General features: G+C 67.1%; 12 protein-coding genes. 6 read left to right on the forward strand and 6 right to left on the reverse strand.

Translation table 11 applies throughout. From position 1 onward, the window contains the following. Positions 1-28: 28 nt before the first annotated feature. The 5 genes from phnD to phnX are packed head-to-tail and all read left to right on the forward strand — an operon-like array spanning position 29 to position 4,675. Positions 29-916, forward strand: a complete 888-nt coding sequence (phnD, locus tag GRX31_RS20135; RefSeq protein WP_016450188.1) for a phosphonate ABC transporter substrate-binding protein — start codon at positions 29-31, stop codon at positions 914-916. Continuing rightward, on the forward strand, positions 913-1,791 hold the full coding sequence (gene phnC / locus GRX31_RS20140) for a phosphonate ABC transporter ATP-binding protein (protein WP_160854443.1): 879 nt from the start codon (positions 913-915) through the stop codon (positions 1,789-1,791). The genes phnD and phnC overlap by 4 nt, the downstream gene beginning before the upstream one ends. Then, the gene (phnE, locus tag GRX31_RS20145) at positions 1,791-2,636 is read left to right on the forward strand and encodes a phosphonate ABC transporter, permease protein PhnE (protein ID WP_160854445.1); all 846 of its coding nucleotides are present in this window, start codon (positions 1,791-1,793) and stop codon (positions 2,634-2,636) included. Before phnC ends, phnE begins: the two co-directional genes overlap by 1 nt. Before the next feature lie 47 nt (positions 2,637-2,683). Next, positions 2,684-3,772 (forward strand): iron-containing alcohol dehydrogenase PsrA, encoded by a 1,089-nt coding sequence (gene psrA, locus GRX31_RS20150; protein WP_046240397.1) that lies wholly within the window; start codon positions 2,684-2,686, stop codon positions 3,770-3,772. Between the two features lie 54 nt (positions 3,773-3,826). Continuing rightward, complete coding sequence (gene phnX / locus GRX31_RS20155; RefSeq protein ID WP_160854447.1) at positions 3,827-4,675, forward strand: phosphonoacetaldehyde hydrolase; 849 nt, start codon at positions 3,827-3,829, stop codon at positions 4,673-4,675. Between the two features lie 144 nt (positions 4,676-4,819). Here phnX and fghA read toward each other — a convergent pair whose 3' ends face one another. After that, complete coding sequence (gene fghA / locus GRX31_RS20160; RefSeq protein ID WP_160854449.1) at positions 4,820-5,692, reverse strand: S-formylglutathione hydrolase; 873 nt, start codon at positions 5,690-5,692, stop codon at positions 4,820-4,822. Positions 5,693-5,940: 248 nt separating this feature from the next. Further along, positions 5,941-7,050: an S-(hydroxymethyl)glutathione dehydrogenase/class III alcohol dehydrogenase gene (locus GRX31_RS20165; RefSeq protein WP_012204334.1), complete on the reverse strand. Its 1,110-nt coding sequence runs from the start codon at positions 7,048-7,050 to the stop codon at positions 5,941-5,943. Positions 7,051-7,288: 238 nt separating this feature from the next. Between GRX31_RS20165 and GRX31_RS20170 the strand changes: the two genes are divergently transcribed. Further along, the gene (locus GRX31_RS20170; protein ID WP_016453932.1) at positions 7,289-8,326 is read left to right on the forward strand and encodes a GlxA family transcriptional regulator; all 1,038 of its coding nucleotides are present in this window, start codon (positions 7,289-7,291) and stop codon (positions 8,324-8,326) included. An 11-nt stretch (positions 8,327-8,337) separates the two neighbouring features. Here GRX31_RS20170 and GRX31_RS20175 read toward each other — a convergent pair whose 3' ends face one another. The 4 genes from GRX31_RS20175 to GRX31_RS20190 all read right to left on the reverse strand — a co-directional run bounded on the left by GRX31_RS20175 (position 8,338) and on the right by GRX31_RS20190 (position 12,669). After that, complete coding sequence (locus GRX31_RS20175) at positions 8,338-9,654, reverse strand: DEAD/DEAH box helicase (protein WP_202396655.1); 1,317 nt, start codon at positions 9,652-9,654, stop codon at positions 8,338-8,340. 292 nt (positions 9,655-9,946) lie between these two features. Next, entirely contained in the window at positions 9,947-10,459 is a 513-nt protein-coding gene (locus GRX31_RS20180) for a hypothetical protein (protein ID WP_046987324.1), read from the reverse strand. After that, a complete protein-coding gene (locus GRX31_RS20185) occupies positions 10,456-11,118 on the reverse strand; it encodes a peptidoglycan recognition protein family protein (protein ID WP_237426735.1) in 663 nt (220 codons plus the stop codon). Before GRX31_RS20185 ends, GRX31_RS20180 begins: the two co-directional genes overlap by 4 nt. A gap of 240 nt (positions 11,119-11,358) precedes the next feature. After that, positions 11,359-12,669: a citrate synthase gene (locus tag GRX31_RS20190; RefSeq protein ID WP_016450198.1), complete on the reverse strand. Its 1,311-nt coding sequence runs from the start codon at positions 12,667-12,669 to the stop codon at positions 11,359-11,361. Positions 12,670-12,686: the final 17 nt, after the last annotated feature.

Below are 12,686 nucleotides of genomic sequence, written 5' to 3' on the forward strand. Positions count from 1 at the left end.
GCCTGACCTGATGCAAAGGAACGCTCCCATGAAGATGAACCGCAAGACCTGGCTGCGCCATGCCGGCGCCGTGCTGGCCCTGGCTGCCACCGCCTCCACCGCTACCACTGCCGCCTTTGCCCAGAGCGCCGAGCTGCGCGTGGGCCTGATCCCCTCGGAGGACGCGCAGGCCATGATCCGCGCCAGCCAGCAGGTCATGGACCAGCTGGCCACCCGCACCGGCATGAAGGTGCGGCCCTTCGTGGCCAATGACTACAACGGCGTGATCGAGGCGCTGCGCTCCAACAAGATCGACATCGCCTTCCTCGGCCCGTTCTCGTACGTGCTGGCCAACCAGGTGGCAGGCGCCGAGGCCTTTGCCGTGGCCGTGACCAAGAAGACGGGCAAGAGCGCGTACCACAGCATGGTGATCTCCCGCAAGGACAAGGGCCCGGCCAGCGTGGCCGATCTCAAGGGCCGCAGCTTTGCCTTTGTGGACCCGACCTCGGCGTCGGGCCACCTGTTTCCCAAGGCGGGTTTGATGGCCGAGGGCTTCGATGCGGACAAGGGCTTTTCGCGCGTGATCTTCTCGGGCTCGCACGACGCCAGCATCATGGCCGTGGCCAACGGCAAGGTGGATGCGGCGGCCGTGGCCGACCGCATCTTCGACTCCGCCGTGAACAAGGGCCTGGTCAAGCGCGAGGACTTCCAGATCGTCTGGCGCTCCCAGCCCATCCCCGAGTCGCCCATGACCTGGCGCAAGAACCTGGACGCCGGCACCAAGCAGAAGGTGGCTGCGGCCCTGGCCGAGGTCAAGGACCTGCCCTGGGGCGACCAGGGCGTGCTCGACGGCTTCGCGGCCACGGATGACAAGGCCTACGACGTGGTACGCCAGACGGCCAAGGCCCTGAAGCTGGACCTCGGGAGCATGAAATGATCCGCATCCGCCAATTGCGCAAGAGCTATGGCAGCAACCATGTGCTGCATGGCATCGACCTGGATGTGCAGCCCGGCGAGTTCGTCGTCATGCTGGGCCTGTCGGGGGCCGGCAAGTCCACGCTGCTGCGCTGCATGAACGGCCTGGCCCGCGCCGACAGCGGCACGCTGGAGGTGGGCGGCATGGACCTGATGCTGGGCGGCGGCAGGCACAGCCGGCGCGAGCTGGCTCGCCACGTGGCCATGGTCTTCCAGCACCACAACCTGGTGCCGCGCCTGTCGGTGCGCAAGAACGTGCTGACCGGGCGCCTGGGCCAGACCGGCACCCTGGCCTCGGTGCTGCAGCTGTTCCGCGAAAGCGATATCCGCCTGGCCGACCAGTGCCTGGAGCGCGTGGGCCTGGCCCACAAGGCGCTGGAGCGCACCGAGGCGCTGTCGGGCGGGCAGATGCAGCGCGTGGGCATTGCCCGCGCGCTGGCCCAGCAGCCCCAGGTCATCCTGGCCGACGAGCCCGTGGCCAGCCTGGACCCCAAGACCGCGCGCAGCGTGCTGCAGTACCTGCGTGATGCCACGCGCGAGCTGGGCATTGCCGTGGTCTGCAACCTGCACCAGGTGGACTACGCGCGGGAGTTCGGCGACCGCGTGCTGGGCCTGGCCCAGGGCCGCATGGTCTTTGACGGATCGCCGCAGGCGCTGGACGAGGCCGCGCTGCAGGCCATCTACCATGCGCAGCCCACTGCAGGGCAAGGATCAGGGCAGGGCGCAGAACCGGACACACCACCGGGCACGGCGGCCATAGGGCCTGCCGGCCTGCATGCGCAGGCGCCGGTGCCTGCCTCGTGGATGCGGGCCAGCGCGCCCGCAGGAGGACTGTGATGACCAGCGCCAATTCCTGGAGCCCCGAGCCGCGCGACCGCTGGCAATGGACCGCGCCGCGCCCCCACGGCACCCTGGGCTGGACAGGCTATGCGGCTGCGGCCCTGGCCATCGCCTGGGTGCTGCACTGGAGCGCGGGCGGCGCGCAGATGAGCTGGGGCGAACTGGCGGCAGGCATGCCCCAGATCGCAGACTTCGTGGCGCGCTCCGTGCCGCCGGACTGGAGCATGCTGCCGCGCCTGATGGCGCCCGCGCTGGAGACGGTGCAGATCGCCATCTGGGGCACGCTGCTGTCCGTGGTGCTGGCGCTGCCGCTGTCCTTCATCGCGGCCAGCAACCTGCATGGCTGGCACTGGCTGCGGCGCATCACGCGTCAGTTCCTGAACGTGGTGCGCAGCATCAACGAGCTGATCCTGGCGCTGGTCTTTGTCTCGGCCGTGGGCCTGGGGCCGTTTCCCGGCGTGCTGGCCCTGGCCCTGCATGGCATGGGCATGCTGGGCAAGTTCTTCGCCGAGAGCATCGAAGAGATCGACGACGGCCCGCTGCAGGCCCTGCGCAGCGCAGGCGCCACGCAATTGCAGCTCATCGTCTTCGGCGTGATACCGCAGGCCATCACGGCCTGGATCGCGGTCGTGCTCTACCGCTTCGAGGTCAATCTGCGCTCGGCCACGGTGCTGGGCATGGTGGGCGCGGGCGGGCTGGGGTTCGAGCTGGTCGGCAGCCTCAAGCTGTTCCGCTACCAGGAGACGGCCACCTGCATCGTGGTCATCACCGTGATGGTGATCGCGGCCGATCTCATCTCCCACTGGCTGCGCCGTCGCATCCAGCAGGGCACCCGCCATTGAGGGCCGCGCTTTTCCCGGCGCCCCCGTTTCATTCAAAGGACCGATTTGTGTGGACCTATCACAACCCCGTTGCCATCCATGCCGGCCCCGGCCGCCTGGACCGCCTGCCCGAGCTGCTGGCCGGGCGCGACTGCCTGCTGGTGACGTTTCCCGAGGCCGAATCCCTGGGCCTGGTGCAGCAGCTGCGCCAACGGCTGGGCAGCCAGCTGCGCGGCGTGGTGGACGGCATTGCGCCCAATCCCGATGTGCAGTGGCTGGCCCCGCTGTATGACCGCGTGCACCGCGAATACGCCGAGGTCCCGTGCATCGTGGCCTTGGGCGGCGGCAGCGCCATCGACTCGGCCAAGGCGCTGATGTGCGCTACGCCCACGCGGCGTTTCGGCGAACTGCTGCAGGCTCTGGAGCAGGGGCTGGCCCTGCCGGCCGCAGGCCACAAGGCGCTGATCGCCATTCCCACCACGGCCGGCACGGGCAGCGAGGTCACGCCCTGGGCCACGATCTGGGACCAGGCCGCTGGCCGCAAGCACTCGCTGCATCAGCACTGGACCTGGCCCGAGGCCGCCATCATCGACGCGCAGCTCATGCAAAGCCTGCCGGCCGGCGCCACGCTGGCCTCGGGGCTGGACGCGCTGTCGCATGCGCTGGAGTCCATCTGGAACCGGCACCGCAATCCCGTCTCCACCACCTTGGCCGTGGGCGCCGCGCGCCGCACCCTGGCCACGCTGCCCGCGCTGATGCAGGACCTGGGCAGCCTGCCGCTGCGAAGCCGCATGGCCGAGGCCGCCCTGATGGCCGGCCTGGCCTTCTCCAACACCCGCACGGCGCTGGCGCATTCGCTGTCCTACGACATCACGCTGCGCCATGGCGTGGCCCACGGCATTGCCTGCTCGTTCAGCCTGCCGCTGGTGCTGGAGATGGCCCTGGGCGCTGACGATGAGGCCGATGCGGCCCTGCTGTCCATCTTCGATGCCGCCACGGGCGAGCTGGCCGTGCAGCGCCTGCGCAACTTCCTCGAAGGCCTGGGCGTGGCCACCGATCCCGCCCACTACGGCGTGCCTGGGGATGAGTGGCAGCAGCTGCTGCAGTCGGCCGCATCCGGCCCGCGCGGGCGCAATTTCATCCGCACGCTGGAATGAACAGGCGCGTGCGGCCCTCTTCTGTTTGAACCTCTTTCCTTGTCAAAAAGCACCATGAACCACACCACCGTCTCCACCGCCGCCGCCGTCGATCTGTCGCCGCTGCAGGCCGTCATCTTCGACTGGGCCGGCACCCTGGTCGATTTCGGCTCGCTGGCGCCCACGCAGATCTTTGTCGAGGCCTTTGCCAGCTTCGGCATCACCATCACCCTGGCCCAGGCACGCGGCCCCATGGGCCTGTCCAAGTGGCAGCACATCCACGAGCTGCTGCAGGACGAGGGCATCCGCGCGCAATGGCACAAGGCCTTCGGCCAGCCGCCTGGCGACGCCGACGTGGATGCCATCTACGCCCGCTTCATGCCCATGCAGATCGCCAAGGTCGGCGAGTTCTCGGCACCCATCGAAGGCGCGCCTGAATTGCTGGGCTGGCTGCGCGCGCAGGGCCTGAAGGTGGGCTCGTGCTCGGGCTATCCGCGTGAAGTCCTGAACCAGCTGCTGCCCCAGGCAGCGGCCAACGGCCTGGCTCCCGACCATGTGGTGGCCGGCGATGAAATGGCCGCAGGCGGCCGCCCCGGCCCCTTCATGGCGCTGGCCAATGTGCTGGCGCTGGGCATCGGCGACGTGCGTGCCTGCGTGAAGGTGGACGACACCGTGCCCGGCATCGAGGAAGGCCGCAACGCCGGCATGTGGACCGTGGGCCTGACCCTGTCCGGCAACGAAGTCGGCTACTCCCCCGCCGAACTGGCCGCCGCCCCCGCCGAAGAAGTGCGCGAGCGCGTGGCCCGCGCCGAGGCCAAGCTGCGCGCAGCCGGCGCCCACCACGTGATCGCCAGCGTGAAGGAGCTGCCGCAGGTACTGGAGCGTATTGCGCAGGACATGCGCGCTGGCCATAGGCCAGGTTGAGGCAAGCTGCCCTGCACCTGTTGGGCGCATCACCCTTTGAAACTGGCGCGGCCAAAAAAACAGGGACGCCGAGCAAGAGCCGCCTCGCGGCGATGGCGTCGTCCCCCTCCCGCGAAGCGAGAGAGGGGGAAGGCGCGAAGCGCCTCAGGGGGTGTTCAGTTGTTCTGCATGATGACGCAGATGGTCATCAATGAAGCTCTGGATGAAGTAGTAGCCGTGGTCGTAGCCGCCGTGGCGGCGCAGCGTCAGCGGCTGGCCGGCCTGGGCGCAGGCGGCCTCGAAGGCTTCGGGCAGCAGCTGCTTTTCGATCAGGAACTTGTCGGCCAGGCCCTGGTCCACGAGGATGCCGGCCGGGTAGGGCGCCTGAGTCTGGGCGGCCATCAGGCAGCTGGCGTCATGGGCTTCCCAGGCCTTGCGGTCATCGCCCAGATAGCCTGAGAAGGCTTTCTGGCCCCAGGGGCAGTTGACGGGGTTGGCGATGGGCGCGAAGGCCGACAGGCTCTTGAAGCGGCCCGGATGGCGCAGCGCCAGCGTGAGCGCGCCGTGGCCGCCCATGGAGTGGCCGAAGATGCCCAGCCGCTGCGCGTCAATAGGCAGGCGTGCGGCGATCAGCGGCAGCAGCTCGCCCAGCAGATAGCTTTCCATGCGCCAGTGCAGCGCCCAGGGCTTGGTGGTGGCGTCCAGGTAGAAGCCCGCGCCCACGCCGAAGTCCCAGGCATCGGCCTCGCCGGGCATGCCTGCGCCGCGCGGGCTGGTGTCGGGCGCGATCAGCGCAATGCCCAGTTCGGCGGCCAGGCGCTGGGCGCCGGCCTTGGTCATGAAGGTCTCTTCGGTGCAGGTCAGCCCGGCCAGGTAGAGCACGGCGGGCACCTTCTCGCCGGCCACGGCCTTGGGCGGCAGGAAGACCGAGAACTTCATGTTCAGGCCGATCTCGGCGGAGAAATGCTCGTAGAAACGCTGTGCGCCGCCGAAGCAGGCATGGGCGTTCTTGAGTTCCAGGGGCGGCAGTGCGGACATGGTGTTCCTCAAAAAGAAAAATGCTACGGGCACCTTGGCAAGCGGTGCATGCAGCATTCAAAGATGGGAGTTGATACGCTATACACGGTCAACGGCCCATGAAACTGGCGCTGCCCAGGCGAGAGGCGCCGAGCAAGAGCCGCCTCGCGGCGGGGGCGCCCAGCCGAGGGCGTCGTCCCCCTCCCTCGCGTAGCGAGTAGAGAGGCGCCGTGCAACGGGGGAGGGCGCGCAGCGCCTCAGGGGGAGCTTCAGTACACGACGACGGAGCGGATGGACTTGCCTTCGTGCATCAGGTCAAAAGCCTCGTTGATCTCCGGCAGGCCCATGGTGTGCGTGACGAAGGGGGCCAGCTGGATCTCGCCGCTCATGGCCTGCTCGACCATGCCGGGCAGCTCGCTGCGGCCCTTGACGCCGCCGAAGGCCGTGCCCAGCCACTTGCGGCCCGTCACCAGCTGGAAGGGGCGTGTGGAGATTTCCTGGCCCGCGCCGGCCACGCCGATGATGACCGACTGGCCCCAGCCGCGGTGCGCGCATTCCAGGGCGGCACGCATCACGTTGACGTTGCCGATGCATTCGAAGCTGTGGTCCACGCCCCAGCCCGTCATCTCGACGATGACCTGCTGGATGGGCTTGTCGAAATCCTTGGGATTCACGCAGTCGGTGGCGCCGAAGGTGCGTGCCAGGTCGAACTTGGAGGGGTTGGTGTCCACGGCGATGATGCGGCCGGCCTTGGCCAGCTTGGCGCCCTGGATCACGGCCAGGCCGATGCCGCCCAGGCCGAACACGGCCACGGTGTCGCCTTCCTGGACCTTGGCGGTGTTCTTGACGGCACCCAGGCCCGTGGTCACGCCGCAGCCCAGCAGGCAGACCTGCTCGGGGTTGGCATCGGGGTGGATCTTGGCCAGCGAGACTTCGGCGACCACGGTGTATTCGCTGAAGGTGGAGCAGCCCATGTAGTGGTAGATGGGCTCGCCGTTGTACGAAAAGCGCGTGGTGCCGTCGGGCATCACGCCCTTGCCCTGGGTGGCGCGCACGGAAACGCACAGGTTGGTCTTGCCGCTCTTGCAGAACAGGCATTCGCCGCATTCGGCGGTGTACAGCGGGATGACGTGGTCGCCGGGCTTGACGCTGGTCACGCCTTCGCCGACCTCGACGACGATGCCCGCGCCTTCATGGCCGAGCACGGCGGGGAAGATGCCTTCCGGGTCGTCGCCCGACAGCGTGAACGCGTCGGTGTGGCAGACGCCGGTGTGGGTGATCTTGATCAGGACCTCGCCCTTCTTCGGGGGGGCCACGTCGATCTCGACGATCTGCAGGGGTTCTCCAGCCTTGAAGGCGACGGCGGCTTTGGATTTCATGGGCGTGTCTTTCTGTCGGGGTGGCTCAGGAACGGCAGTGCGCGCGCTCCGCGAAGCCTTGAATGTAGGCCATGGCCGGGCGGCCCGGCCGCATCATGGCCGCAGCCCCAGGTGATATGTCCGAATCTGAGGGGTGTGGCCGGCGTCGGCCGGGCCTGCTGGCCGTGGGTGCTTGCGTCTTTTCGTATAGTCCGCCCCATTCTTTCCACCCTGACCGCCTCCGAGCCCGCCGTTTCCCATGGACCACCGCCACGCCAGCGCCCACCGCATCGATCTTGTCGTCTACCCCGGCTTCAAGGCGCTGGAGGCCATAGGACCCATGTCGGTGTTCGACTATGCCAACGTGCACCTGCGCGCGCGCGGCCAGAGCGACGGCTACGAGGTGCGCGTGGTCTCGCAGCGGCAAGGGCCCGTGCGCTCGGACACGCTGATGTCGCTGGAGGCCACCCACACGCTGGCCGGGCTGGAGGCTGCAGGCATGGGCTGCACCGTGGTCGTCGTGGGCTCGCGCCATATCGAGCAGGTGCTGGGCGGCTCGGCCGAGCTGGTCGCCTGGCTGGGCCGCGTGGCGCCACGCGTGCAGCGGCTGATTGCGCTGTGCTCGGGCAGCTTCTTCCTGGCCGAGGCGGGCTTGCTGGACGGCCGGCGCGCGGCCACGCACTGGAGCGTGACGGCGCAACTGGCCCAGCGCCATCCGCGCGTGCAGGTCGATGCCGATGCCATCTACCTGCGCGAGGAGATCCGCGATGGCGAAGGCAGCCGCCAGCTGTGGACCTCGGCCGGCGTGACGGCCGGCATCGACCTGGCCCTGGCCGTGGTCGAAGAAGATTTCGGCCACGCGCTGGCGCTGGAGGTGGCGCGTGACCTGGTCATGTACCTCAAGCGTCCCGGTGGCCAGTCGCAGTTCAGCGTGCCGCTGGCGGCCCAGGCCGCGCAGCACGGCGGCGTGCAGGCCGTGCAGCAGTGGGTGATGACCCATCTGGCCGAGCCTCTGACCCTTGCGCAGATGGCCGAGCAGGCGCACATGAGCGAGCGGCACCTGCGCCGCGTGTTCCAGCAGGAAACCGGGCAAAGCCCCACGGCCTTTGTGGAGAGCGCGCGGCTGGAGGCGGCCAAGCAACTGCTGGAAAGCCAGGCCCATCTGCCGCTCAAGACCGTGGCCGCGCGCGTGGGCCTGGGCTCGGAGCAGGCGCTGCGCCACCTGTTCGTGCGCCACCTGGGCATTACCCCGGTGGCGTACCGGGATCGCTTTGGCGGGCGCGGCGGCGCGGGCTGAACCGGAAACGCTTAGTTCTTTTTTGCGGTCTCGGCTGCTTCGGCGGCCGCGGCACGCAGCTTGTCCTTCTTGCTGGGGCGGCGGCCCTTGATGCCGCCGTTGCCGTCCTGCGCCACCGGGGGCGGCGGCACGGGCTCGGTAGGCTCGAAGCCCGGCAACTGCTCCAGCGCCAGGTCCAGCTGGTTGCGCTTGCAGATCAGCGCCCAGTGCGCCTGGTCGGCCGGCGTCACGAAGCTGATGGCCGTGCCATCCTCGCCCGCCCGGCCCGTGCGGCCGATGCGGTGCACATAGTCGGTGGCCGAGCGCGGCAGGTCGTAGTTGACGACCAGGGGCAGCTGGGTGATGTCGATGCCGCGCGCCGCCAGGTCGGTGGTGATCATCACCTGCCAGCGCCTGGCCTTGAAGTCGGCCAGCGCTTCCTTGCGTGCGCCCTGGCTCAGGTCGCCATGGAAGGCCGTGGCGAAGATTCCGGCCTTGTAGAGCTTTTCCGCCACCAGTTCGGCCGTGTGCCGCGTGGCCACGAAGACCAGGGCGCGCTCCAGCGTGGCGGGGTCGGTGCCGGGCGCCGTCTCCCCCTGTACCAGTGTGCGCAGCAGCTGGGTGCGGCGCGCACGGTCCACGGCAATGGCGCGCTGGGCAATGCTCTGGGGGCTGGCGGCATCCTGGCCTTCGGCGGCATCGACGCGGGCCTGAACGGGATCGTGCAGCAGGCCTGTGGCCAGCGATTGCACGGCATCGGGATAGGTGGCCGAGAACAGCAGGGTCTGGCGCTGCTTCGGCAGCAGGGCCAGCACGCGCTGCAGCTCGTCCTGGAAGCCCAGGTCCAGCAGGCGGTCGGCCTCGTCCAGCACCAGATGGCGCACGGCGGACAGGCGCACGGCGTTGTGCTCCACCAGGTCCAGCAGGCGGCCCGGCGTGGCCACCAGGAAGTCGGCACTGCCGCGCAGCATCATCATCTGCGGGTTGATGGACACGCCGCCATAGACCACGCCGATGCGCGGCGGCTGCTTGAGCGCGCGGCCCAGGTCGGACAGCGTCTCGCCCACCTGCTGGGCCAGCTCGCGCGTGGGCACCACGATCAGCGTGGTCAGGGTGCGCACAAAGCCGCCCTGGGCACCCTGGGCCTTGCCGCCATCCATCCAGCGCTGCAGCAGCGGCAGCAGGTAGGCGGCCGTCTTGCCCGAGCCCGTGGGCGCACAGGCCCAGAGGTCGCGGCCCGCAAGCACGGGGGCGATGGACTGGGTCTGTATGGGCGTGGGATCGACCAGGCCCAGGTCTTGGAGGCTGGAGACCAGCGCCGGGCTCAGGCCGAGGGAGGCAAAGTTCATGGTGTACAGGGAGTGGCTGGGGCCGGAACCCCGGCGCAAGAAAGGCCCGGCCACGAGGGCCGGGGGGGCATTGTCGGCGAAACCGCGCCGCTGCGTGAAGCAGGGGGCTTGGCCCGGGCGCTCAGGCCAGGCGGCGCGGCCGACCAGCAGGCTGTTCACCACGCCGCCAGCCGTTGCAGCCGGGCCGGTGGCGCGTGCCTGAGCGGCTATCTGGCTTCGGCCGCATGAAGCGTTGAGTAAAGCGTCAGAGCCATTGCCAAAACAGGCGCGCAAGAGAAGACCAGACCGTGACTCAAGGCGGGAGCCGGCCCTGCCTCTTCAGCTCCTTGAGCCGCCTTTCCGTGGCGCGGTCCAAGGCGTCTTGCAGCAGGTTCATCTTGCGTTTGTTGCAAGGAGCGCAGTCGTAGTAGCGTGAGGGTACTCCAAGGGGTTCAAGCTTCCTGTTCGCCTCGAAGATTCTGATTCGCCCTGTTGGCTCGATATCCATGACGATGATCTTTCCGCTCTTGAACGTGACGGACGCACCTCCGGAGCATCCGGATCTATCCATGTTTTCTTCGCTGAAATAGGCTTTTTCCGAAATTCGGCGTATATGCTGCAATGCATATCGCACATCCTCCTCGGTCAGGATCACATCGTCGCAATCGAGCCATTTTTTATCCTCCCAAGCGGGGTTGCTTGATGAGGGGACGAAGATATTGATTTTCTGGATGTTCTTTGCAGAATACCGGGCGTCAGCAGCATGAATCGTTGAGGCCACGACCATCGCTGAAGTTATTGCCCAAAAAAATTGGTGGTACTTCATGGTGTGTTCGTAGGAAGGTTCCAGTTTGCACCTTCTGCTTCGGTCAGATTTTTCCAACTTACCTCGGGATGTTTGAAGACTTCACCGGGCGACAGTTGCATGGAGTCCTGCAGTGCTTCAACAAGCCATGTCAGTGACCGGTTCTGAGCTTGGGTCGGGGCGGGATAGAGGCCGCGCTCTCCTCGCAATCTCTCGGGGGGCAAATCCGCTTCGTTGGAGGAAGGTTTGAACCCCTTCGGCAACTCCGCTCGGCCGACCATCTCGATACCTATGGCCTCCATATTGCTCGGATAGCGTTCACCAGGAGCCTTCATCATCTCGATGCGGTGTACCCCTTTTGCCTTCAGTCCTTCATAGTCCCTGGCCCTGCATTTCCCCACAAGCAGGCATCTTGCCTTCAGCGGCCCCACATGGTTGGTGCGCTGGTAGATGGCCGCCGTCTGGTAGATGGTGCCGTCCTTGTCGATGAGAAAGTGTGCCGCATTGGCCTTCGGGTTTTTGTAGCTGTTGAGCGAAGACTGGGCCGTGTTGGCATCGGTCTGGTGCACGACGATGCCGGTGATGGCGGCGGTCCGCTTTCCTCTCTCGATGGCGGGGCTGCGCGCATTCTTGACGCGCGCATGGATGAGCATTCCGTCCTTGGTGATTTCGACAAGCATGTGAGTCCCGGGGTTGCGTTGAACGGCAGCGGGCATTGCGCTGCGCCTCCATCCCGTTTCAGGGAGGGTCAACGGTCACCTTAGGGTAGATGTGATCAATCGAGATCCATGCCACGATAGCCAGAATGGTGTTCCTAGGAGTGGCGTGGCCTTCTGGAACGGTGGACTCGCCCATGAAAAAAGCCCCATGCAAAGGCATGGGGCTTTTGGGTGCCGGGCCGCTGATGCCCGGACCTGCGATCAGCGCTGGCCGATCGGCTTGACGTCGCGGGACACGGAGCCCGTGAACAGCTGGCGGGGACGGCCGATCTTGTACTCGGGGTCGGCCATCTGCTCGTTGAGCTGGGCGATCCAGCCCACGGTGCGGGCCAGGGCGAAGATGCCGGTGAACAGGTTCACGGGCACGCCGATGGCGCGCTGCACGATGCCGGAGTAGAAGTCCACGTTCGGGTAGAGCTTGCGCTGCACGAAGTAGTCGTCTTCCAGGGCGATCTTCTCGACTTCCTTGGCCAGGGCGAACAGGGGGTCCTTTTCCAGGCCCAGTTCGGCCAGCACTTCATTGCAGGTTTCCTGCATGAGCTTGGCGCGGGGGTCGTAGTTCTTGTAGACGCGGTGGCCGAAGCCCATCAGCTTGACGCCGCTGTTCTTGTCCTTGACCTGTTCCATGAACTCGCCGACCTTGGCAACGCCGCCGTTGGCCTGCAGGTATTCCAGCATGTTCAGGCAGGCTTCGTTGGCGCCGCCGTGGGCAGGGCCCCACAGGCAGGCCACGCCGGCCGAGATGGCGGCGAAGGGGTTGGTGCCCGACGAGCCGCACAGGCGCACGGTGGAGGTGGAGGCGTTTTGCTCGTGGTCTGCGTGCAGGATGAAGATGCGGTCCAGCGCGCGCTCGACCACGGGGTTCACCTTGAACTCCTCGCAGGGGTTGCCGAACATCATGCGCATGAAGTTGCCGGCGTAGCTCAGGTCGTTCTTGGGGTACATGTACGGCGCACCGATGCCGTACTTGTAGGCCATGGAGACCAGCGTGGGCATCTTGGCGATCAGGCGGATCGCGGCGATGTCGCGGTGCTCGGCGTTGTTGATGTCCATGTTGTCGTGGTAGAAGGCCGACATGCCGCCGACCAGACCCGTCAGGACGGCCATGGGGTGGGCGTCACGGCGGAAACCACGCAGGAAGAACTGCATCTGCTCGTTGACCATGGTGTGCTTGGTCACGCGCTCGACGAAGTCGGCCTTCTGCGACTCGTTGGGCAGCTCGCCGTACAGCAGCAGGTAGCAGGTCTCGAGGTAGTCGCAGTTCTTGGCCAGCTGCTCGATGGGGTAGCCGCGGTACAGCAGCTCGCCCTTGTCGCCATCGATGTAGGTGATGGCGGACTGGCACGAGGCGGTAGAGAGGAAGCCCGGGTCATAGGTGAACATGCCGGTCTGCGCGTACAGCTTGCGGATGTCCACCACGTCGGGACCGACGTTGCCCTGGTAGACGGGCAGCTCGACGCTGGGGGCGCCGTTGCTGAAAGACAGCGTTGCTTTGTTGTCTGCGAGTTTCATTTCCAAACTTCCTTCTC

The sequence above is a fragment of the Delftia sp. CH05 genome, from assembly GCF_009827015.1.
Taxonomy (GTDB): Bacteria; Pseudomonadota; Gammaproteobacteria; order Burkholderiales; family Burkholderiaceae_C; genus Comamonas; species Comamonas tsuruhatensis.

What these genes read in the sequence shown, in the direction of transcription:
- phnD (WP_016450188.1), top strand. Translation starts at nt 29, where the DNA reads ATGAAGATGAACCGCAAGACCTGGCTGCGCCATGCCGGCGCCGTGCTG.
- phnC (WP_160854443.1), top strand. Translation starts at nt 913, where the DNA reads ATGATCCGCATCCGCCAATTGCGCAAGAGCTATGGCAGCAACCATGTG.
- phnE (WP_160854445.1), top strand. Translation starts at nt 1,791, where the DNA reads ATGACCAGCGCCAATTCCTGGAGCCCCGAGCCGCGCGACCGCTGGCAA.
- phnX (WP_160854447.1), top strand. Translation starts at nt 3,827, where the DNA reads ATGAACCACACCACCGTCTCCACCGCCGCCGCCGTCGATCTGTCGCCG.
- fghA (WP_160854449.1), bottom strand. Translation starts at nt 5,692, where the DNA reads ATGTCCGCACTGCCGCCCCTGGAACTCAAGAACGCCCATGCCTGCTTC.
- GRX31_RS20165 (WP_012204334.1), bottom strand. Translation starts at nt 7,050, where the DNA reads ATGAAATCCAAAGCCGCCGTCGCCTTCAAGGCTGGAGAACCCCTGCAG.
- GRX31_RS20170 (WP_016453932.1), top strand. Translation starts at nt 7,289, where the DNA reads ATGGACCACCGCCACGCCAGCGCCCACCGCATCGATCTTGTCGTCTAC.
- GRX31_RS20175 (WP_202396655.1), bottom strand. Translation starts at nt 9,654, where the DNA reads ATGAACTTTGCCTCCCTCGGCCTGAGCCCGGCGCTGGTCTCCAGCCTC.
- GRX31_RS20180 (WP_046987324.1), bottom strand. Translation starts at nt 10,459, where the DNA reads ATGAAGTACCACCAATTTTTTTGGGCAATAACTTCAGCGATGGTCGTG.
- GRX31_RS20185 (WP_237426735.1), bottom strand. Translation starts at nt 11,118, where the DNA reads ATGCTTGTCGAAATCACCAAGGACGGAATGCTCATCCATGCGCGCGTC.
- GRX31_RS20190 (WP_016450198.1), bottom strand. Translation starts at nt 12,669, where the DNA reads ATGAAACTCGCAGACAACAAAGCAACGCTGTCTTTCAGCAACGGCGCC.